We start from the raw sequence: 19,346 nt of genomic DNA, 5'->3' as shown, positions 1-19,346 counted from the left end.
TTGGCATGTCGGTCGGCGTCCCTTCATGCGCATTGGTAATCAGTGCTTATGAAGGGGCGTCCCGAATTTTGTTGACATTTAGGAGAGTTGAAATGATTCCACACCGTTTTGGCAGTTCAGCCGTCGTCGTAGCGGTTCAAGCACCAGTTGGTGGTTGCGGTGGCTTTGGCGGTTCGGATCAGCGGTATTCTGAATACGGGCTGGTAGTTCGTGCCGATCCAGCTTTGGATGCAATTGATCTCGAACCTCAGCAGACTGTCACGCGCAATTTATTTCTGACGTCCTTGTCAGATCTGCGGGGTAGCCTGTCGGCCGCCTGCCGCAATTCGGATTCCACCGGACGGTTTTTCCGGTTTGGTCGTGGCCCCGGTGCGAAGGTCTACTTCGTGCGTGCCGTTGAAGCGGGGTTTCGGACGTTGGACATGGATTGCGCCAAGGTTGTCGATTTGTCGGATGAGGGCATGTGGGCATTTTTGAACGATGCCCACGCTGTCGGCGGGTTGGTTCCACTGATGCCAGCTCGTATGTGTGTGTAGCGATGGCTGCGTGCAGTCGGCTTGCCTATGCTGCGCGGTCGGTCACATGTCGACGTTCTGCAAAGTTGGTGTACGATCGAGCCGCAGTGGATAATACCGCTGCGGCTTTTCGCTTTTTTGTTGTTTTCGTTTTATGGTGGGCAAACGGGATTTGATATGGATACGCTGGCCTTTTTTGCTGAACCGGTGCTTGGTTCTTCTAACGTGTTCGACGTGTACTGGATGATAAGTCGGTCCAAGCGCGGCGCTTATCGGTGTGTCATTGACGCTGATGTGCCTTCCGACCACATCGTCGTTGCGGAGTTAAGTGCTATCCAATACCTGCTTGAATATGACCTGGTGCTTGGCGAGGAACGCGCAGGCAACGCCCTGTCTATCGTTGTTTCGAATGGTGCCATTCGCAAATTGAGCTTGTTTCAGTCGCAGAAGCGTCATCTGGTCCCATACTCCACTTTCCTGAACACCCGATTCTCAGATGCTGTTGTGTCCGTTGGGCGGGGTAGTTTGAAGAATGAGTTTTCATGGGCATCTGCGTTGTCTGATGCGGATAAGCGCCCGCTTGTTGTCGACCAAGCGCTTCCAGAGTTGTTCCAGCTGTTCGGCGTTGGTAGCGTGAGGCTCTCCGTTCATGCCGTCGACGCTTTTCTCAATCGGGGAGGTTCCTTGTCGCGCACCGACGCTTGGCGCGAGTTGAGAAACATGGCAAAGGATAGTTCGATTCGCCAATTGCGCCTGCCACGGGAGTTGGTCGAAAAGAAATTGGCGAAGTGGGGCTTCCCGGCCATTGATCTTTATCACAGAGGGACCGATTGGCACTTTGTCGTGAGCGATGATGATTTGCCACGTCGGTTGCTGTCCATGTACCAGCTGAAAGTGGCTCGTCCTGAGGTCGTTGAGTTTTCTGATGACGCGCCAACCCTGATTGGAAAGGGCGTCTTGGTGGCGCCTGCGGTGTGCTTTAGTCCTCCGGTTTTTATTGCACTGATCGATTCGTTGTTCAGGGCCGGTGCCAATATCGGCCTTGATGCGGCGTCTCGTCTGGCAATTGGTGAAGAACGTTTGGCCGCATTTAAGCGTACGCGGCCGGGAGCGATATTCTTCGCCAGGTTGGGGCAGGTCGATATGGTTGACCCTATTGAGCTGGTGCGCTCAGTGCGGCGGCATTTTGGCGCCCTGCATCATCTTGTGGTAGCGGGAATTTCCGGCCAGTTCCTGGCTGAGGCAAATAGTGGACGCACGTCAAATTTCATTGGACCGGATGCTTCTGTGTGTGGCCGGTTGGTGCACGCTGCAAAGCGCGACGTTGATGACTCGTGTGGTGTGGTACTAAATGTTGTGGAAGCAGAGGATCCCGGTCAGCAGTCGTGTGTCGCTGATTTTGTGGCCATGCCGTCGTTGTTCAAGAATGAGGCTCTCAGTCTTGAGGTGAAAAGCGTCGAGCTGGCGCTTGTGCCCGATGGGGGGGGCGGGCACACTCGCTGGCGTATGCGCGTTGGCGGCGGCAAACCTCAGCGCCCGGGCTCACCTTGGTTGGGCGCGCAGCCGGAGTGTGGCCAGCGCGCGTGAAGTGCCGTTTGCGCACTGTGTGGCTACTCCTTCCCGTTCAGATTTGACTGGCTATGTCCCGGTTAGAACTGCGAGTTACTGCAGTTGCGTCACTGCACCCTTGACGCGGTCACGCCGCTATTAGGCCATGGTTCGGTGCCTGTATGCCGGTGGCGTTCTCCTCCTGGTTGTCGTCGTGGTCAAGTTTATGCAGCAGGTCGACGACGCCGGCCGGTTGGCCAGATAATTCGATAACCGGCAGGCTGTATCCATTCTTCCCCGGTTGCGTTGCTTTTGTTGCATCACTCCTTGGGTGTGGCTGCGTTGCGTCCAGTCGGTCTGGATAGAACTCTTGCACGATCAAGGCGCCATCTTCAGCTGTGTCTGAAAAGGCGCCATTGGCCAGTCCCGCCCTGGCGGCAGCCTCAAATGCCGTGCGATCGATTCCTGCATCGTCCCATTCCCTGCGGTGGCTCTGGGCATCGCGTATTGCGTCTACCAGGCTTAAACCGTCCCGTATCCGGAGGTCGAGGTAGGTAATAGGTTCCATGGATGACTGGGTCGTCGACTTTGCAGCAATCTTCAGTGACAGCGGTATGCCGGCTATTTGTCCGCTCGTCAGTGCATGGAGGCTGTGGATGCGCGCCAGGAGCGTACGGATGGTATTCCATCCGCTGGTTCGCTGGAGAAAGACGCCTAGTTCGTCCGCCTGGCCGTCAACCTGTACTTGAAGCCGTCCAAGCGGCTGGCATCGATTCTCTGCGGCAAACTTGCAGTACATTGGACCTGGGCAATGCCCGTTCTCTTTCGTACATCCAGTCGCGCGCGTGTAGTTCACCCCATCGCCAACGCATATTGGTCGCCCGTTGCGGTCAAACGCTGTGTAGTTGGCGTCCATGGAGAGAACGGGGTCGTCGTACAGCAATCGGACTGGAATCTCGCGGAGTTTCTGGTCGGCGAAGATCTTCGACTTTTCGCTCTCCTGTTCTTCGTGTGATGCCGCACGTTCGGCTAAGACACGCTCTTTGGCCGTCCAAAAGCGTTGGTGCTGGAGGTTCAAACAGGCTGCATGCAGCGGATGCGGCTCCCATTTACCCTCGTGCTGGCTCAGTTTGGTGATTTGGAAGTGGTCATCCATGTAGGGGGTCAATTGCCCGTTGGTGTCCGGTTTGACGCCACCAATGGCGATACGACCAATCGTCGGGGTGGTAATTGCGAGTCCTCGTAGCATGTCGCGCTCCTTTGAATTTTTCGGAAAGCGTACGACATTGCTTTGCTAATTCAAGATGTGGTGAATTGGTTCGGCGCGGCGTTTGTTTCCAGTTGAGCGCAGTTATCCAATTGCACATTCGCATAGCGTACCTCTATCAGATGAGGCTACTGAGGCAAGCGTAAGGTCGCCTCGATGTTCCGCGATATGAGATAAATGTTTGTTGAGGGAAACGAATACGTGATGCGGCTATTGTTGATCACGCGGAACGTCGATTCCTATCTTACTTTTGGTTGTTGAATTGATACACTATGCCGTGCGAAACGGCAGCAACTCTCAGAGGTGTGGCTCGCCAGGTCTAAGTTTTGGCTTCGTAGGTCGTTAACATCGTTGTAATTTCTATAAAAAAATAACCTATCATTGTTTATAACACGAATTGCCTTGTGTAAACAGCTATTCAAAAACTCATCACGGCATTCTTGGCGAAATGCTGTGGTGATTATTTTTGCCAGTGGGAAACACAGCGAGTTGCACGCGGCACCTGCGGTTTAATGTGGATTGTTGAGAATTCTATTCGATCGTATTTCGTGGGCATTGTTTAATGACAAAGATATGATGGCTGAAAAAGATACTGGGTTTGCTGAGCTTCCTGCAAATTTGTCTGGTCTGCGCGGCACTATAGCTGGGAGGTTGAACTCCAGTTGCGTGGTCGAGCGTGCGGTGTTGGGCGCGGTATTCTTGCATCCTTCAGCTTTGCGTGAACTCGAGCGGCTTCGGGTATCGGACTTCGTCGAGGTCGCTCATCAAAAGATCTTCGGCGCCATGATGGGTTTGCACGAAGCTGGCTGCGAAGTTGACGCTGTGTCGGTGGCTTTACGTTTAGAGGCTTCTGGGGATTTGGTTGGCATTGGAGGTCCGGCCTACCTGGGTGTGCTGTCTGCTTTGTGTCCTGCGGCCGGCCACGTCCGCCTTTATGTCAGCCAATTGTTGGAGCAGGCTGGTGAACGGCAGTTGTCGTCTGTGATCGAGGACCTGATTGCGGTGCGCGATGCTGCTGGCGACTGGCGGCAGAAATGCGCTGCTGCCATGACTGTGGGCGTGCGATTGTATGGGGAGAATTTGCGCAGGCCTGGCGCTGCTCTGTTGCAGTCATCAGTAGGTGAGCTCGCACGCCATGCCGGTCTTGTACGGCCAGTTGTGGCTGGTGATGATCCCCTGATTTGTACCGGAGTTGCGGCCGTTGACGGTGCGTTTGACCGGCTTCCCGCCGGTTCGCTCGTTTGCGTCGCGGGTTCAGAGCTGGCGTTGCTGTCTTCGTTTGGACTGTTCATTGGCGAGTCCGCTGGCCTGCGTTCTGAAAATCCCGTCCCTACGCTGTTCGTTACGCCGTCTCTGCCACCTGCTTATTTGGCTGCCATCACGCTCGCGCGTGCTTCGGGTGTCCCGCTCGATAGGATTCGGCTAGGTGATTTGCTGGCCGACGACGACGATCTGTTGGGTGCAGCACGTGGGCGACTCGAGTCGGCTCAGCTCCATATCCTTGGTCTTGTGGATCAGACCTTGGCCGGACTCAAGCGATTGTTCCTGAACCATTGTGCGGTGCATGGTTGCCCGCGGTTGGTAATCATTGATCGTTGCGCGCTGCAGCTGATGACGGAGCCAGATTTTGTAGCCCAACTGGCGGCATGGTCGCGCGATTTCGGGATCGTAACGGTTTGCCTGGTTGATGGGAACGCCGTTGCGGAGCCATTGTCCCCGCTATCGGTCGCCTCGCACTATCGGCTGTTTGAGGGCCATATGGTTGCCTGTTTGGGGCAGGTTGAACCTGGTGCTTGTACCTTCACGGCGAGTCGTGCTCCGTTTGTGAATTTCGAGTCGATGTGCTTGTCCTTCGACAGCGGCAGTCACCGCTTCAAGTCTGTCGCAGATAGCGTCTCGCCGGCGTTAGGAGGTGTTCATGTTTGAAGATTTCAAGTTTCTCCACGAGGCGATATTCAGGGCGGTCCTGGGTTGCTGCTGTGACGAAGTGCGGGATGCGAGGTCTTTGTTTGGGATCGACGAGCTTGTCGCGCAAGAGATCGCGTCGCTTTCGCCGGATCATCGACGGGCGTTGCTGGCGCCGGCGCCACCGGGCGTGATAGAGTTTCGGGTACCTCATGGTGCGGTTGCGGACGTAGTTGGAGGGCAAAGGACCGTGGCGGAAACCATTGGCGCCGGCGGGCTGATGTCGGCAGAGAAGTTACCGAAAATGCGTGAGCTCAATGTCAGTGGGTTGACATTGATGCGCGATATTTTGCTGCACGATTCTGGGCTTGGGTGCGCGGTTTTCCGCTTGACGAAAGAAGATGCCAAGGTCATCACAAACACCTCGATGCGGCGTCTGTTGGAGGTCTTTGGTGCCCATAGCGGGAGCGTATTCTCCGTGACTGGGCGCGACAGCGTTTTGCTTTGGAAGCGGATAGGTAGCACCAGCCCTGACTTTGCGGCCGTGTTGCCTGTCATGTTTAAAAAGAACGAGAAGGCGGCTGGGATATGAAGGAACTCATCGGTGTAGATTTGGATGCTGAGGTGTTGCGCGATGCATTCGCGCTGGCCGAGGTCGGCGCCAAGTCGCGCGTGATAGTTGCACTGACTCGCCTCAAGCCCGTACTTGCGACCAAACTCTACGTTCATGTTAACGGTAGAAGCGCGCAACCTGGTCAGCACCCGGACAGCTTTACCAGATTTGTGCGTACCATTCACCAGCACTTTCACTCCAATTATCTGTACAACATATTCGAGGCACTTCAAGAACTCGGGTTGCCCGATTCCCAAGTCGTGTTGCAGGCCTATCGTTCCTATCGTGAGCAGTTCAAGTCGTCGCCCAAGTTGTTCGATGTGAATGAGGCGTACAGTTTGTTTGCTCTTTTGCGCCAGCCGGATGTGGTCAAGGACTGCTGCGACGAATGTAATACGGCCTATTTCCTTGAGCCGTTTGAATTGGCGCTCGGCAGCGCGACCTGCCCATGCTGCCGAATGGTAAAACGTCGCCAGGAAGTAGGTCCGGGGGAGTCGCGGCAATCGGTGGTCGCGTAGATTCCTTGTAAGGTGCCCAAAACGGTAGTGATTGCGGGCACTTGCAGATTCATGCCAGTCGATAGAATTTGGCATGATAAAAGCTCTCGGAAATTCGCTCCGATCGGTCGGGCGCCTGCTTGGTGTCGGTGGTGGTGCTCCTGCTGCCTCCAGTTCGCCGTTCATCCCCGTCACTGAGCGGTTGATTATCGAGTCGCGAAAGCGCGAGCCGATCGACGAACTCAGTCTCATTCCGCGTTACCCTCCTTTTGATCACGGCCTCCCTTTTATCCGCGTGGAATCGGTGCTCCAGACGCAGAAGGAAATGCTTGGGCGGATCAAGTTGCAGGCGGGTGTTCACGATAGCGAATATCTGCGCTTGTTCGAGCCCGTGTTGCATAACTATGCCTTATACGTTCACTTGCTCCCGGCGACCAAGGACGACTACTTTCGGGGGGCGGGCGGCCTCTTGAGGATGGGGCTTGAGATCGGCTTCTTTGCGCTCCAGTCAGCTGGTGGTGTCGTGTTCACTGGGCGTGAGCCGGCCGGGCAGCGCCGGATTAAGGAACCTCGCTGGCAGTTTCTGACCTTCGTCGCTGGCCTGTGTTACGGCATTGACCGCGTGTTGTCCCAGATGATCATTACGACTGAAGATGGTGAGCAGTGGCCATGCTATACGTCGACCTTGTTTGAGTGGTTGGAGAACAAGGGTGCGAAGCGGTATTTCATCACCTGGTTAGATCCCAATAATGCGCTACCGGCGGTGCAGAGCGCATCCAGCTACGTCCTGCATCGCATCGTGCCTGAGGAATGCCTGCAGTACATAGCACAGGCCGGGAACGATCTTGTGTCCGTTCTCATGAGCGTCTTGTCGAACGGTACCGCACGCGGCTACGGGGACCGGGTATATGAGATTGTCTCCAAGACGACGATATCGGTGATTGAACGCGATCGTAAGGCTGATCCAGCAAAATATGGTCAGGTGCTACTAGGGACGCACCTGGAGCGCTACATCATCGACGCGATTCGCAAACTGATCAAGACGCAATGGTTCGTCAATCAGAAGCGCGCGAGGTGCTGGTACTCCAACGAAGGCGTCTTCCTGATCTGGCAAAGCGGCGCCAAGGACGTATGGCACTTGCTACAGCAACAGCGCCTACCAGGTGTCCCTGAGGCACCAGAGACGCTTGCCGAGATCATGGTGGCGTCAGGAATGATTCTGCCCGCAAAGGACGGGTCGCCATATTGGACGATCTACCCACCTAATTCCTCATCGCCTGAGGGCTACAAGGCCGTGAAGTTCAAGAGCAAGGAGCTCATTTTTGACCACGTCTTGTTGCATGGCGCAGACGCTAGCGATGGGGTCGGAAAACAAAATCCAGTCGCGCCAATTGCCAGTTCGCTGCTTACGCGGCAAACGGCGTCAGCTACTGCGTCGGCCGCAGCCAAGAAGTCGGCCCTCGGCCGCCTGGTGCCTCCGACTGCTGGGGTACCGCCTGTTGGGACTACGCCTGCGCCATCTGGCGTAGCGGTGGCCAATGGAACACCGGTGGATGGCGTCGCGCCCGAGGGCGTTGCAGTACCTGCTGCGGCAGCGCAAGCGTCAATAGTTGGTCATGAGGGAACGAACACGGCAATCTCGCACGAAGTGCCCCCTGACCTGTTCGAAGGCATGCAGCTGGAAGCCGCCCAGGTTACAGCCTCAGTGGCGTTGTCCTCCCCAGGTACTACTGCCGGAATTGAGGATCCCGGGCGTGGGAACGGACAGTCAGATGCTCCCCCGGATTTCTCGGATGTGCTCCAAGATGCCGACCAGTGTGATGACCCGGCTGGGCAGGCCGATTTCGGCCTTAGAACTGATACAGCGCGCCTGTTGTTGGAGGCAATCCGTGATGACTTTAATGCCGGTCGGACGGAGGGTTCCGTGTTCGTTGTGGATACAGGCTTGGCGATTACTGCAATGGAAATTGCTCGTCGAGGCATTGCCAAGCCCATCTTGGACGAATGGCTCGCGTGCGGGATTCTGCTCGCCAATGCGAGGGGGACCTCTCTTCACAAACTGCAGCGTGGAAGCGAAACAGTGACCTTAGCGGTAATCCGCCCGGAGTATGCGCGCCGCTGGAAGTTCTGCTGCTGATTTGCCCCCACCTGCGGGGACGCTGGAGTTGATTGGTGTGTCTGGCATAGGCATTCGCTGTGAGGAGTATTGATGGTTCTCGACAAATACGAGGTTCCCTGGCGCCCGGTGTATGAGGCGTATGCCGGCACTGCGTGGACGGTGTCTGCTGCTGCGTGCGGGTTAGTCTCTATCACCACGCAGATGCCCAGTGCGCCGTTCATTTTGGCGTTTACGGCGTCCAGTTCCATGGCGTTGGTCCGCTGGAACAAGGCGTGGAAGTTGTGGTCGCTGAAGATGTCGTTGGCCGGCAAGTCAGTATTCACAATGCATCCCGACGAACTGGTAAAGAAGGTGAAGTCCAATCCGGACTGCATGTGGCTAGGACTCGGGTTCGATTGGAAGCCTATTCATACGCAGCGAGTGTATGACCTTAAGCGGCTCGATGTCAGTGAACTCTACCCGCCCGACTGGTTTCTCAAGCTTCGGGGCGTTTCGGAGCCTGCTCAGGACAAGAACGCGATAGGTAGCCCATGGATTCACGGGGTTGAGACCGCAGAAACTGATTTGCTGGTCCCCCTTAATAACCTTGAAGGCCATACCGTCATTTTCGGCACCACAGGTTGCGGTAAGACACGCATGTTTGAGGTGTTGATAACACAAGCAATACATCGCGGTGATTGTGTTTGGATCATTGACCCAAAAGGAGATAAGGACCTACGCGAGCGAGCCCGCATTGAATGCATCCGCGCTGGGCGGGCCGACAAATTTGTGTTCTTCCATCCGGCATTCCCTGAACAATCGATTCGCATTGATCCATTAAAGAACTGGAATCGGCCGACAGAGATTGCCAGCCGTATTGCTGCATTGGTCCCTTCGGAAACGGGGGCTGATGCCTTTACGGCTTTCGCCTGGCGGTCCATTAATTTGATCGCGCAGGGACTGATCCTGGTAGACCAGCGGCCCAACCTGATGCGCTTGCGCAAATATGTGGAAGGTGGTCCGGACGGACTGCTGGAGCAGACCCTGGAGGCTCATTTCAAGCGCATCATGCCTGGTCGTTGGGAGGACTTGGTTAAATCCGCGATCGAGCTAGGTCGCAAGGAGGGCGTGAAGCATCCAACTGCCAGTGCGAAATTGATCGGTTATGTGGCGTTCTACGAAAAGGAACTGGGCCAGAATCCAGCTCACAGCGACGAGGTGATCGATGGTTTGATCAATATGTTCCGGCATAACCGGGAGCACGCCAGCAAAATGCTAGCCGCCCTGGTGCCTATTCTGAACATGTTGACCGCGTCAGAGCTCGGCAAGCTCCTGTCGCCCGACACCGAGGACCTTAATGACTCGCGTCCTATTATGGACACGGAGAAGTTAATCAATGGTAAATATGTCGTGTACATGGGGCTGGACTCCATGTCCGATGCGACCGTTTCGTCAGCAATCGGTTCAATCACGCTTGCGGATCTGACAAGTGTTGCTGGTGCACGGTACAATTTCGGTATTCCGGACAATACCAAGATATCATTGTTCGTTGACGAGGCGGCCGAGGTCACCAATGTGCCGTTCATCCAGATTTTGAATAAAGGTCGTGGCGCCGGATTCGTGGCCTATGTCGCGACACAGGTTTTCCCTGACTTTGTTGCTAAATTGGGTAGTGAGGACAAGGCTCGGCAAATGCTGGGTAACTTCAATAACTTGATTGCGATGCGGACCAAAGACCGTACAACGCAGGATTTTATTGTTGAGACAATCGGTCAGGCTTACGTGGAGGCGGTGCAAGCGTCATCCTCGACGAATGCGACCACAGAGGATAACATCGCTCATTTCAGCGGTGGTATCGGGGTTCGGCAGAGCTCGACGTTGGAAGATGCGTTTCCTGCGGATTTGTTGGGTCAGTTACCCAACTTCCAATACATTTCTGTTGTATCTGGTGGGCGCCTCGGGAAGGGCAGGGTGCCCATCCTGGCGAAAGGGTAGAGATGCAAGATGTTGAAGGACCAGCTGAGGACGACTACTCGAACGGCACGCCAGAAGGCCGCCGTCGGGAGGTGTTGGTCGATAACGCGTTGCTTGACCCTCAGCGTGTCCTTAACACTGCTATCCATGCGATCCGTCGGCAATCGGAGGCCACGCAGATTTTCATGGAGTGGCCCAATCTTCGTACCATGTGTCTACGATTGGTTGAGTATTTATCGCCAGTGTATCCTGGGTCCAAGGGAGGACCACTCATAGAGGACTGTCTCAAGCTTGCGATTGATCAATACTTGATCGAAGAACGAAAGTGCCTTGGCGATCAGGGGAAAATTGGCCGATTCATACTTGGATTGCTAACGCCGGCGCCTCAGATATTCAAGAGTCTTCTCTACGCGCAAGAGGGTGATGGTCGGTGGCGCTGCTGGGAGTTCTTTTCACAACCAGTTACGCACTGGCTCATAAAGAACGACGGCAGGCGCCTACTGGTCTCGCCAGCGCCGAAGGATGCTTGGCGGCCCCAGGATTGGGCTGCACGCGCCTTCTTGTGTGCCAATGTGGTCCGTCCATCAGACTTTCGACTCGCTGGCGACATCATGCATGAGATCTGTACATCCCCGCATATCGTCGCCTTAGACGTACACCGGTAGTCCCTGCTCGTTTCCTGCCTCCGTCACAGCGCCTTCCTTAGCGGGCGCTCGTCCCTATTTTCCCAATTCCGACCGCGGTATCACGTCACGAGCGAAAGCATAGTGACGAAACGTTCAAAAAATACATCCTTTTCGTGACCGACTTCGTTTTCGCGTTTTGATAAAGTTAGCACATGGGTCGTAACTATTTCACAACATTGAGTTGGTTCCGTCTGCTTGTGGCTTGTGCTGCCCTAGTGCTTTGCTCACAGTCGCAGGCTTGTGTGGCCAAGGGATGTGCGCGGAACTTGTGGGAACTTGGCGCGTCAATCTCAGGTGTGCCCGCGATATTGGTGTACGGCATTGCGGTGCAGGAGTCTGGGGTTGGTGCAGGCAAGAAGCGTCGACCGCACCCGTGGACTCTTAATAGTGCGGCCGGGCCGATGTATTTTTCGTCCCGGGCCGCCGCGGAAATCGCGTTGGTTGAGTTGCTCAAGAAATATACGAACGTCGACATCGGAACGATGCAAGTGAACTGGGGTGCCAATGGTCGGTACTTCGTCGACGACGCTAGAGAGTTGCTCGACCCGAAGGTGAACATCATTGTTGCTGCACTGGTGTTAAAAGATGCAGTAGCTGCTTCAAACGGCAATCTTGATGCAGGGATAGGCCGGTATCACAGGTGGAAGTTGAACGATGAGGCCCGTAACTATGCGTCCAAAGTTTTTCGCAATGCTGGTCAGGGTGTTCGGTAGTAATGAGCTGCTAAAAAATTTCCAAAAACAATCGCCGCAAAGGAGACATAGGTATGTCAGCGCAACTCAATGATTTGTTCCTCAAAATAGTGTGGGGCGACCTCCAGAAGGATTTGCACGCTGGGTGCCTCAAATACAACATCTCCCGGGAAATCGGTGAAATTCTTCGCGGGCTTTCCTACCATGACGTCGGCACCCTGGCAGCCAATCATGCCAAAATGCCTCTGTTCGAACTGAAGCACAAGGATTCGGCCTCGTTCTGGCATATGGCGGCCGACACCGCGAGCAAAAGCGATGACGCCGAGTGGTCGCGGATCACGCAGCATCATGCGCTGCTGATGACTTCCTATCCTATCAGTTCCGATGGCGACGGCGCACGTTGCGCGGATGTCGCACCACAGAGGGCAATGGCATGAGCGCCGGCCTCGCCAAGGCTGTGTCCGCGCGTAAAGGCAAGGTGAAGCGCCTCGAGCCCGTTGATCTGGATGATGACCTGGAGTCCGGGCGGCGTGAGAAGGTGAGCGCTTTGGACGAGGCCAACCAAATACGGGTGGCGCACGACCTGATTATGCTTTGCGCCCGAATTGCGGTCGTCTCGCACTTGACTGGCCTGGCGCCGAAAAAGCTGCGGCGGCTGTATCGGGAATGGACGAATAAAGATCCGTTGCCTGGCCACCTGCCGAGCAATCCGTGTTACTACACGGAAGATCTACCGAAGTGCCTGCATTCGTCGGTGTATCTCAGCCTGTATCGCTACTACGCGCAGTTGAATTCGGACGAGAACTACGACGCCCAGCTGCTTATCACGACGTATCGGGCGTACCTTCAGCACTTTAACGTGGTGCCCGAAAACGCGCCCCTTGATTTCAACCGCGCCTGGGCCATGGTCCGCGCGTATCGCGCCGGTCAAGTGGTGTCGCAGGGGTGCCGCAAATGCGGCTGCAATTACATCGTAGCGACGACCTACTCGCGTCAGGGGTGCCCAATTTGTTCCATCTACTCCAATAGCCAGTGCTGCGACTGCAAGACTCCGATTCGAACTGGCCAAGGCTTGCTCCAAGTTCGCGGGAAACGCCGCTGCGAGAAGTGCCAGCGCCAAGCTCGCATCCGTCGCATGACGGCATCCAGGTTGTCGTCGAGTCCCCGCTACGCGGTATTCGCTTAACTCCCTCTTCCTTCTCCACCTTTTCTGCGGCCTCGGGAAACCGGGCCGCAGTTTTTTATACGAATACCTTAAATGGTTGTCATGTAGCGGTTCAACGTACTCTGGACTGCGAGCGGGCTGGCTTGGCACTTCCGTTCAGTTATTTTGCTCGATTTCCACGCGTCGGTTATTTGCCCTACCGTCGGATGTTTTATTGGTGTCAATAGGTGCCCTTTCACCTTTGGATGCGATTTTCATTTGGTGAACAGAAATGCCCTGGGAAGAAAGGAATTTCTCAACGGCTTGAGCCCTGCGCATTCCCAGACCCAGGTTGAAACCGTCGGAACCGATTGAGTCGGTGTGTCCAACGATCACAATTTCCACCTTAGTTTCGTTGCCCAAGTTGGCCGCCAGTTTGGTAAGGACGGCGAGTTCGTTTGCCTTTAAGTCGGCCTTACCAAACTCGAAGTGGAGTGTTACGGGCAGATTTTTTTCTGGCTCAACATATTGAGGCGCGGGATCAGGCCGGCGGATAGGCGATGCATTCAGCACCGGCCTCGCGATCTCAGTCTTTTTAGGCATTTCAGCCGAAACATAAACGAAGATTTTTTGCCGTGATTTAGTCAGCGCATGCTGTAGCACATTGCTGTCTTCGAAAACCGCAATACGGTCGTTGCGAGGGAAAGTTTCGAAGCTGATTTCCTTCTGGTTTACTTTCGTCGCGGCGTCCAGCTCCGCTTCGGAGGGGCCGAGATTGCCATTGCCCTTTTGAAACATCGAGCAGGCACTCAAGGTGACGGCGAGTGCAAATACTATGGGCGTGTGGCGCATTTCGATAGCTCCTGAAAGAAGTGATGCGCCACTGTACTGCATTTTTGTGTCGGTATTTTCTTCGTAAGTTGACCATTTTGGATAGCAAAGCAGTCCGTTACTGCATTGGATCGTACGTATAGTCTTCGTTAGCCAGACATATAGCGGGCCTTGGTCATCATGCCGGCCCGGACAAACATAGAGGCTGTTGGTAGCGGCGCTTCCTTAGCCGCTGCTGGCAAATAAGGTTGGAGACGGCCTAAAAAATAACTCGACCAGGACACGACGTGGATAAGGAACTTGCATTTGTTATTCCAAGTTCAAGTGCGGCAATGGAATCCGCACTTAATGCGCAGGGTTTGGGGTCGTCCTTCGCTCTAATTTTTGAGCAATTCCCCGTATTGCGGCAAATTTGTCTTGCACTTTCTGGACACTTTCTGCGCCTTGTTCCTGACGCAAAAAGGTCGTCGCCGCTGTTGGATGTTTGTTTTCAGAACGCCTATTCCAGCTTTCGACGCGCGGAGTACTCAGACCTTCGTTTGTGTTTTATCCGTGGGCTAATGTCGGCCACGCCGGATGTCTTGTATTGGTCCCTTTACATTAATCGTCGATTTGATGGACCTGTTTGTTGGGATTGTGTTGAATGCGGATTGTGCGATTGGATGTTGCAAAACCTGCGTAGGCCTGAAATAGTGTTTCGGCATGAGCTCCAGCATTCCATCATTGCACCAAATAGTTACCGGCAATTGCTTTGCTACAAATTGATTCCGGCTGAACTGATCCTGTCCCTGGCTCACCAATTCCATCTTGCCTACTCGGAGTACTAGCAGGGCGGCATCCGTCACCAACCGCATGGGATATTTTGCTTAAAGTGATCGTTTTGGTCGTCTTACACCGTCATTTCTAGCATCAACGTCATATATAGTTATTCAAAATCGGAGCGCAGGAGGTTTTCGTGTCGAAAAGGATTCCAAACTACATCGACGATCCACAGCAAATTTTTGTGTGGTCGGCCGACGAATTTGTACCGGTGGCGGGATTAATGGCGATCGGTTTTTTGAGCGGCCAGTTGACTATTATGCTCGTCGTGCTCTATGTCGTGCTGAAAGTGTATCGACGCTATCGCGACGGTAATCCGAATGGGCACATTTTGCACTTGTTGTTCTGGTTTGGAATTGTTTCGTCTAAAAAAGCGCGCACATTTAAAAATGGTTTCGTCCGGAGTTATATTCCATGAACCTTAAAAATTTTTCGGCAACATGGCGCGGTTTGAAGGCAGAAAACAAGCTGTTTCGAATTTTGTTGCCGGTACTTGTATTTAGCGTAGCCATCCTCAGCTGGGCCGTGGCCAATAAAAAGGACACCGTAATTCTGGTTCCTCCGACTATTCCGGAGCAGATGAATGTGAGTTTCCAGAAGGCGAGCGGTGGCTTTAAGAAAAGCTGGGGCTTGTTTGTGTCGAGTATGGCGGGCAACGTCACACCCGGCAATGTCGAGTTCGTGCGACAGTCGTTGCAGGACATGATGTCGGCGCAAGCGTGGCATACCATCAATGAAAGTTTGGCGTCCCAAACGCAGATAATTAAGGATGAAAACCTGACCATCCGCTTTGAGCCGCGCGACGTATATTTTGAAGAGCAGTCTGATCGGGTGTTTGTCACCGGCTCGTCGACGATTACCGGTCCGGGTGGCCGATCGAATAAGAAGAATCGTGTCTTTGAGCTGGCGATCGCCATCGCCGGCTACGCGCCAAAGATCGTGGGCTTTGATTCCTACGATGGCGACCCTCATACGCTTGAGTTCATCGAGCGTGAAGCAAAGCGGTTGAAAAAGTCCCCTGCCGAGGTCCAAGCTGATCTGCAGGCCGCTTCGTCCAATGCCAACCCTCCCTCGAACGACAAATAGTCATCAACATGAAAAACATTCTCTCATTTCTGCTGCTGACGTTGGCGCTCGATGCTGGAGCGCAGTCCCAAACCGGTGATTCGGCGCAGCCTCGAGGCCGTGGCGGCAAGGCGGTTCCTGTGGAGACAACGCCAGCAGCTGGTCAGCAAGCTCACGCGGCTTCGGTAGTTTCCAAGGCTGAAGACTCGCAGGCGCCCGCAGTTAAAACCGGGGGCAGTATTGGCATGACGTCCGGTGCCACGGTAGCAGTTAAGCGCAAGGCCGGTGGCATGCAGGTGGTCACGTCGACGATCGGTGGCGATGGTTCTTCCCCGGACGAGAAAGCCTTTGGCGCCGCAACTCCGGCAAGTGCTGTTACCGGTGCAGCAGCAGGTAGTCAGGCCCAGGTTCCGTCCCAGATTCGCGCCCTGCTGGAATCGCCTGGTTTCCAGCAAAAGCTCTTAGCCGGTGCAGCATCGCAAAGTGCCCGCCGTGATGCTGTGCCGGCCATGGACCAGCGCGACGCTAAGTCAGACGGTCCCCTTGTTGTCGTGCCTGGCGTCGTTGAGGTCGTGCCAATTGCAAAAGGGTTCTTGAATCGGATCGTCACCCCGTTTGAGAACCCGCGCGTGTACACCATCAACCAGCTGGATACCACCGTCGACGGAAATGTGGTCTACGTGTCGACTAAGGCTGATCAGGCGGATGGTCCGATCGGGATTTACATCCAGGACAACACCGAGGGTGCGGACGACGCAGCGATTGCGTTGTCGCTGACGCCGATGGATATCCCTGCCCGGGAGTTGCGCGTGAAGTTCGGCGGACGCGCTGGCGCGTCGTTTGGCTCCAAGTCTGCGGAAAAATGGGAGACAAGCCAGCCCTATGTGTCGTCAATTAAAGAGGTGTTGAAGTCGATTGCGCTAAACAAGCTTCCGCAAGGTTACGGCTTATCGTCGACCGATGGTGTTCAAGTGCGTTGCGAGATGCCCGGCTTTGCTTCCAGGCTGGGTCAGGTAATCGATGGCCATAACTTCCGCGTCGTTGTGTTCGCGTTCCGCAACGTCACCAATATGACGCGCGAGATTACCGAACAGGCCTGCTATCGGAAGGGCGTGGCCGCCGTATCTGCATGGCCGACTGCCGTCCTCGAACCTAACCAGGAGACCGAGGTGTTCGTCGTCACCCGCGCGGACGTGAGCGACCGTGAGGATAGCGCGCCAGCACGTCCTTCTGTCATCAACAAGCAAAGGTAATTGTGATGATCTCCAAGATTTCGGGTTTTTTTGCGACTCTTTCTCCGAATGCGAAAAAGTACACGGTGATCGGCGTAGGCATTGCTGGTCTTCTCGGTGTGATTACTGCATTGGTCCTCATGCAGGACAACTCCGGTGGTACGACTCGCCGTGTCGCCGCGACTAAAAAGAAGGACAAGATTAACTACGACGTTCTGACGGGCACCAACACCAAGAGCTTGTCCGGTGACGCATTGGTATCGCAAGTGAAGACGCTGCAGGAGGAGGTTCGTCAGCTTCGTACCAAAGGCGGCGACAAGTTCAAGGGCAATGATGGGGATCAGCAGGGTTCGGAGATGCCAGAATTCGCATCCAGTGACCAGGGTGCTGGTTCCGGTCCTGACAAGTTCATTCCAAAGTCCATTGATGATGCGGTTGATGCGTCTAAACCGGATGTGAATAGTAAAGATGCTGAGCTCATCGAGCGGATCAAGCGTCAACAGGAAGAAAAGCGTCGCGCGGCCGGCAAGGGAGGTAATGGACCCGCGGCGAAGACGCCAAAGGCCGTTCCGGATCCGGTGCAATCGGCGGATGATTCGATGGTCATTGGCGATCAAAAGCCGGGGGGCATGACGCCTGTCACAGGCTTGGGAAGTCCGGCGGCGCCGGGGGCTTCGCGCATCATGGTGTTCGATGAACAAAGCCAAGTGCGGCGCAATGGTTCCACATCTGGCGCCACGGGGGCACCAGGATCTCCAACCCAGCCTGGTACGCAACCTGAGATTGCGAATGTCAGTGGCCGGGTACCTGCCAAGGGCGCCAAGAAGGAAGACAAGTCGACGCTGTCACTTCCCATAGGCAGTATCCTGTCCGGCACGATCATCACTGGGATGGACGCTCCGACAGCATCCCAGTCGAAGCGCGATCCATTCCCAGCACTTCTGCGCATCAAACATGAGGCCATTCTGCCCAATCGCTTTCGGATGGATTTAAAGGAGTGCTTCGTGATTGCCGCTGGTTACGGTGACATGGCCAGTGAGCGCGCGTATCTGCGTGCAGAGGCGATCAGCTGCGTTACCAATGATGGTGAGGTCCTCGAGTCCCCAATCGATGCGTACGCCGTGGGCGAGGATGGTAAAACCGGCGTTCGGGGTCGACTGGTCTCCAAAACCGGCGCCATTATCGGACGCTCGCTCCTTGCTGGTTTCCTCGGTGGGATAACGAACACCTTGAAGCCGGCACAGGTGCCATCGCTCAATTTGTCGCCAGGTAACACTGCGCAGTTTCAGCGTCCAAGTGGCTCCCAGGTACTTGATGAATCGCTTATTGGTGGCGTTTCTGGCGCCGCCAATGAAGTGTCCAAGTACTACATCGAAATGGCCAAAAATATCTTCCCCGTCATCGAGGTGGATGCTGGCCGTAGCGTTGACTTTATCGTCACGCGTAGCGCCCGTCTTGCGCCTGGTGCGAAGAACAATAACCGAAACCACGCGGGCGTGGCGGAAGGTCTGCGTAATGGCCCTCAATCGCAAACGGTGAGCGGCGTTGCTGAAGGCGCGATCAGCCAGATCAGCAATTCAGCCAGCAAGTTCTTTCAGATCAGTCCCAACCGCTAACTATCTTTCGGAGTAATTCCCATGTTCATCGTCAGCCGTGGTTCAGCCATTGCATTTGTCTTGGCACTACTTGCTTGCACGTCGTCGTTCGGAGCCCCGGCTGGTGCATCCAGTCCTATACCCGTGGCGCCTGTTGCAGTCGGTGTCGATTCTGGCGCGGTTGCCAAGTCCGGTCGCGTGGGCAATGTCGATGGTGAGGACAGCAAGATCATCGACGAGGTCAAGCGGCGCCTGCGCAAGATTGACGGCATGAAGCGCATTCCTGGTACCGGCATGGCGCTGGTCGAGGCCGGTGACATGGCTGTTTTGGTATCCGACAATGGCCGCTTTGTAGTCGGGAAATTTCATATGGTCGACCTGTGGAACTCGAAGGTGATCACCAAAGTTGCAGACCTCGATGGGGTGGAGAAGGTCGATCTGAAAAAGATCAACACGGCACCTGAAGACCTTGGCGCGTTCACCTATGGAACTGGTCCGGAGGAGGTGGTGATGTTCGTCGATCCGACATGTGCACGCTGCCACAATCTGATGTCCCAGATTCCAGCATTGTCCACGCAATACACCTTCAAGATCGTCTTGTTGCCCGTACTGGGCGGGAGTTCCGGTGAATTGTCTAAGAAGTTGTTGTGCGCCACCGACAAGCAGTTGGCGATTCGCGCTTTGATCCAAAACGACGTCGAGGTCCGCTTGCATTCGACAAATTGCGACACCGCGCCGTTGGCCAAGGCGCTGATGATCTCGCGCCTGATAGGCGTCGAGGGTGTGCCTTACACCTTGACGCCTAAACACAATGTCCTGCGTGGCGAGGTCAAAGATCTTGCTGCTGCACTCAAAGATAACTAAG

Annotated in this window: 18 protein-coding genes; 16 read left to right on the top strand and 2 right to left on the bottom strand. The window is 55.0% G+C overall.

The window, feature by feature from the left end:
• Positions 1-92: 92 nt before the first annotated feature.
• Entirely contained in the window at positions 93-536 is a 444-nt protein-coding gene (locus GTP90_RS02515; protein WP_161081989.1) for a hypothetical protein, read from the top strand.
• A 21-nt stretch (positions 537-557) separates the two neighbouring features.
• Positions 558-2,102: a hypothetical protein gene (locus GTP90_RS02510; RefSeq protein WP_161081988.1), complete on the top strand. Its 1,545-nt coding sequence runs from the start codon at positions 558-560 to the stop codon at positions 2,100-2,102.
• A 109-nt stretch (positions 2,103-2,211) separates the two neighbouring features.
• Here the strand turns inward: GTP90_RS02510 and GTP90_RS02505 are convergent, their stop codons facing one another.
• A complete protein-coding gene (locus tag GTP90_RS02505) occupies positions 2,212-3,312 on the bottom strand; it encodes a recombination directionality factor (RefSeq protein WP_161081987.1) in 1,101 nt (366 codons plus the stop codon).
• A 591-nt stretch (positions 3,313-3,903) separates the two neighbouring features.
• On the opposite strand from GTP90_RS02505, the gene GTP90_RS02500 reads away from it, so the two are divergent.
• From GTP90_RS02500 to GTP90_RS02465, 8 genes are all read left to right on the top strand, one after another.
• Positions 3,904-5,256 carry a DnaB-like helicase N-terminal domain-containing protein gene (locus tag GTP90_RS02500; RefSeq protein WP_161081986.1) on the top strand — a complete coding sequence of 451 codons (1,353 nt, stop codon included), beginning with the start codon at positions 3,904-3,906 and terminating at the stop codon, positions 5,254-5,256.
• On the top strand, positions 5,249-5,827 hold the full coding sequence (locus GTP90_RS02495) for a hypothetical protein (RefSeq protein ID WP_161081985.1): 579 nt from the start codon (positions 5,249-5,251) through the stop codon (positions 5,825-5,827). The genes GTP90_RS02500 and GTP90_RS02495 overlap by 8 nt, the downstream gene beginning before the upstream one ends.
• Positions 5,824-6,366, top strand: coding sequence for a FlhC family transcriptional regulator (locus GTP90_RS02490; RefSeq protein ID WP_161081984.1), 543 nt, complete (start codon positions 5,824-5,826; stop codon positions 6,364-6,366). Before GTP90_RS02495 ends, GTP90_RS02490 begins: the two co-directional genes overlap by 4 nt.
• A 73-nt stretch (positions 6,367-6,439) precedes the next feature.
• Positions 6,440-8,482: a MobH family relaxase gene (gene mobH, locus GTP90_RS02485; RefSeq protein WP_161081983.1), complete on the top strand. Its 2,043-nt coding sequence runs from the start codon at positions 6,440-6,442 to the stop codon at positions 8,480-8,482.
• A 72-nt stretch (positions 8,483-8,554) separates the two neighbouring features.
• Positions 8,555-10,438, top strand: a complete 1,884-nt coding sequence (gene traD / locus GTP90_RS02480; protein ID WP_161081982.1) for a conjugative transfer system coupling protein TraD — start codon at positions 8,555-8,557, stop codon at positions 10,436-10,438.
• A gap of 817 nt (positions 10,439-11,255) precedes the next feature.
• A complete protein-coding gene (locus GTP90_RS02475) occupies positions 11,256-11,816 on the top strand; it encodes a lysozyme family protein (RefSeq protein WP_161081981.1) in 561 nt (186 codons plus the stop codon).
• 53 nt (positions 11,817-11,869) lie between these two features.
• A complete protein-coding gene (locus GTP90_RS02470) occupies positions 11,870-12,232 on the top strand; it encodes a hypothetical protein (protein ID WP_161081980.1) in 363 nt (120 codons plus the stop codon).
• Positions 12,229-12,981, top strand: a complete 753-nt coding sequence (locus GTP90_RS02465) for a FlhC family transcriptional regulator (RefSeq protein ID WP_161081979.1) — start codon at positions 12,229-12,231, stop codon at positions 12,979-12,981. The genes GTP90_RS02470 and GTP90_RS02465 overlap by 4 nt, the downstream gene beginning before the upstream one ends.
• Positions 12,982-13,116: 135 nt before the next feature.
• Here GTP90_RS02465 and GTP90_RS02460 read toward each other — a convergent pair whose 3' ends face one another.
• Positions 13,117-13,791, bottom strand: a complete 675-nt coding sequence (locus GTP90_RS02460; RefSeq protein ID WP_161081978.1) for an OmpA family protein — start codon at positions 13,789-13,791, stop codon at positions 13,117-13,119.
• Positions 13,792-14,057: 266 nt separating this feature from the next.
• Here GTP90_RS02460 and GTP90_RS02455 point away from each other — a divergent pair, with 266 nt between their 5' ends.
• The 6 genes from GTP90_RS02455 (at position 14,058) to GTP90_RS02430 (ending at position 19,345) form a co-directional block, all read left to right on the top strand.
• Positions 14,058-14,597 carry a hypothetical protein gene (locus tag GTP90_RS02455; RefSeq protein ID WP_161081977.1) on the top strand — a complete coding sequence of 180 codons (540 nt, stop codon included), beginning with the start codon at positions 14,058-14,060 and terminating at the stop codon, positions 14,595-14,597.
• A gap of 128 nt (positions 14,598-14,725) precedes the next feature.
• Entirely contained in the window at positions 14,726-15,007 is a 282-nt protein-coding gene (gene traL, locus GTP90_RS02450; RefSeq protein WP_161081976.1) for a type IV conjugative transfer system protein TraL, read from the top strand.
• Positions 15,004-15,675, top strand: a complete 672-nt coding sequence (locus GTP90_RS02445) for a TraE/TraK family type IV conjugative transfer system protein (protein ID WP_161081975.1) — start codon at positions 15,004-15,006, stop codon at positions 15,673-15,675. The genes traL and GTP90_RS02445 overlap by 4 nt, the downstream gene beginning before the upstream one ends.
• 8 nt (positions 15,676-15,683) lie before the next feature.
• Complete coding sequence (locus GTP90_RS02440) at positions 15,684-16,907, top strand: TraK domain-containing protein (protein WP_161081974.1); 1,224 nt, start codon at positions 15,684-15,686, stop codon at positions 16,905-16,907.
• Positions 16,908-16,912: 5 nt separating this feature from the next.
• Positions 16,913-18,502, top strand: a complete 1,590-nt coding sequence (locus GTP90_RS02435; RefSeq protein ID WP_161081973.1) for a TraB/VirB10 family protein — start codon at positions 16,913-16,915, stop codon at positions 18,500-18,502.
• Between the two features lie 21 nt (positions 18,503-18,523).
• Complete coding sequence (locus GTP90_RS02430; protein WP_161081972.1) at positions 18,524-19,345, top strand: thioredoxin domain-containing protein; 822 nt, start codon at positions 18,524-18,526, stop codon at positions 19,343-19,345.
• The last annotated feature ends 1 nt before the right edge of the window (position 19,346 follow it).

The organism is Duganella vulcania (assembly GCF_009857655.1).
In the GTDB taxonomy this organism is placed as follows: Bacteria; Pseudomonadota; Gammaproteobacteria; order Burkholderiales; family Burkholderiaceae_D; genus Rugamonas; species Rugamonas vulcania.
The sequence above is the reverse complement of the archived record's forward strand: the minus strand, read 5'-3'. Positions and strand labels throughout refer to the sequence as shown.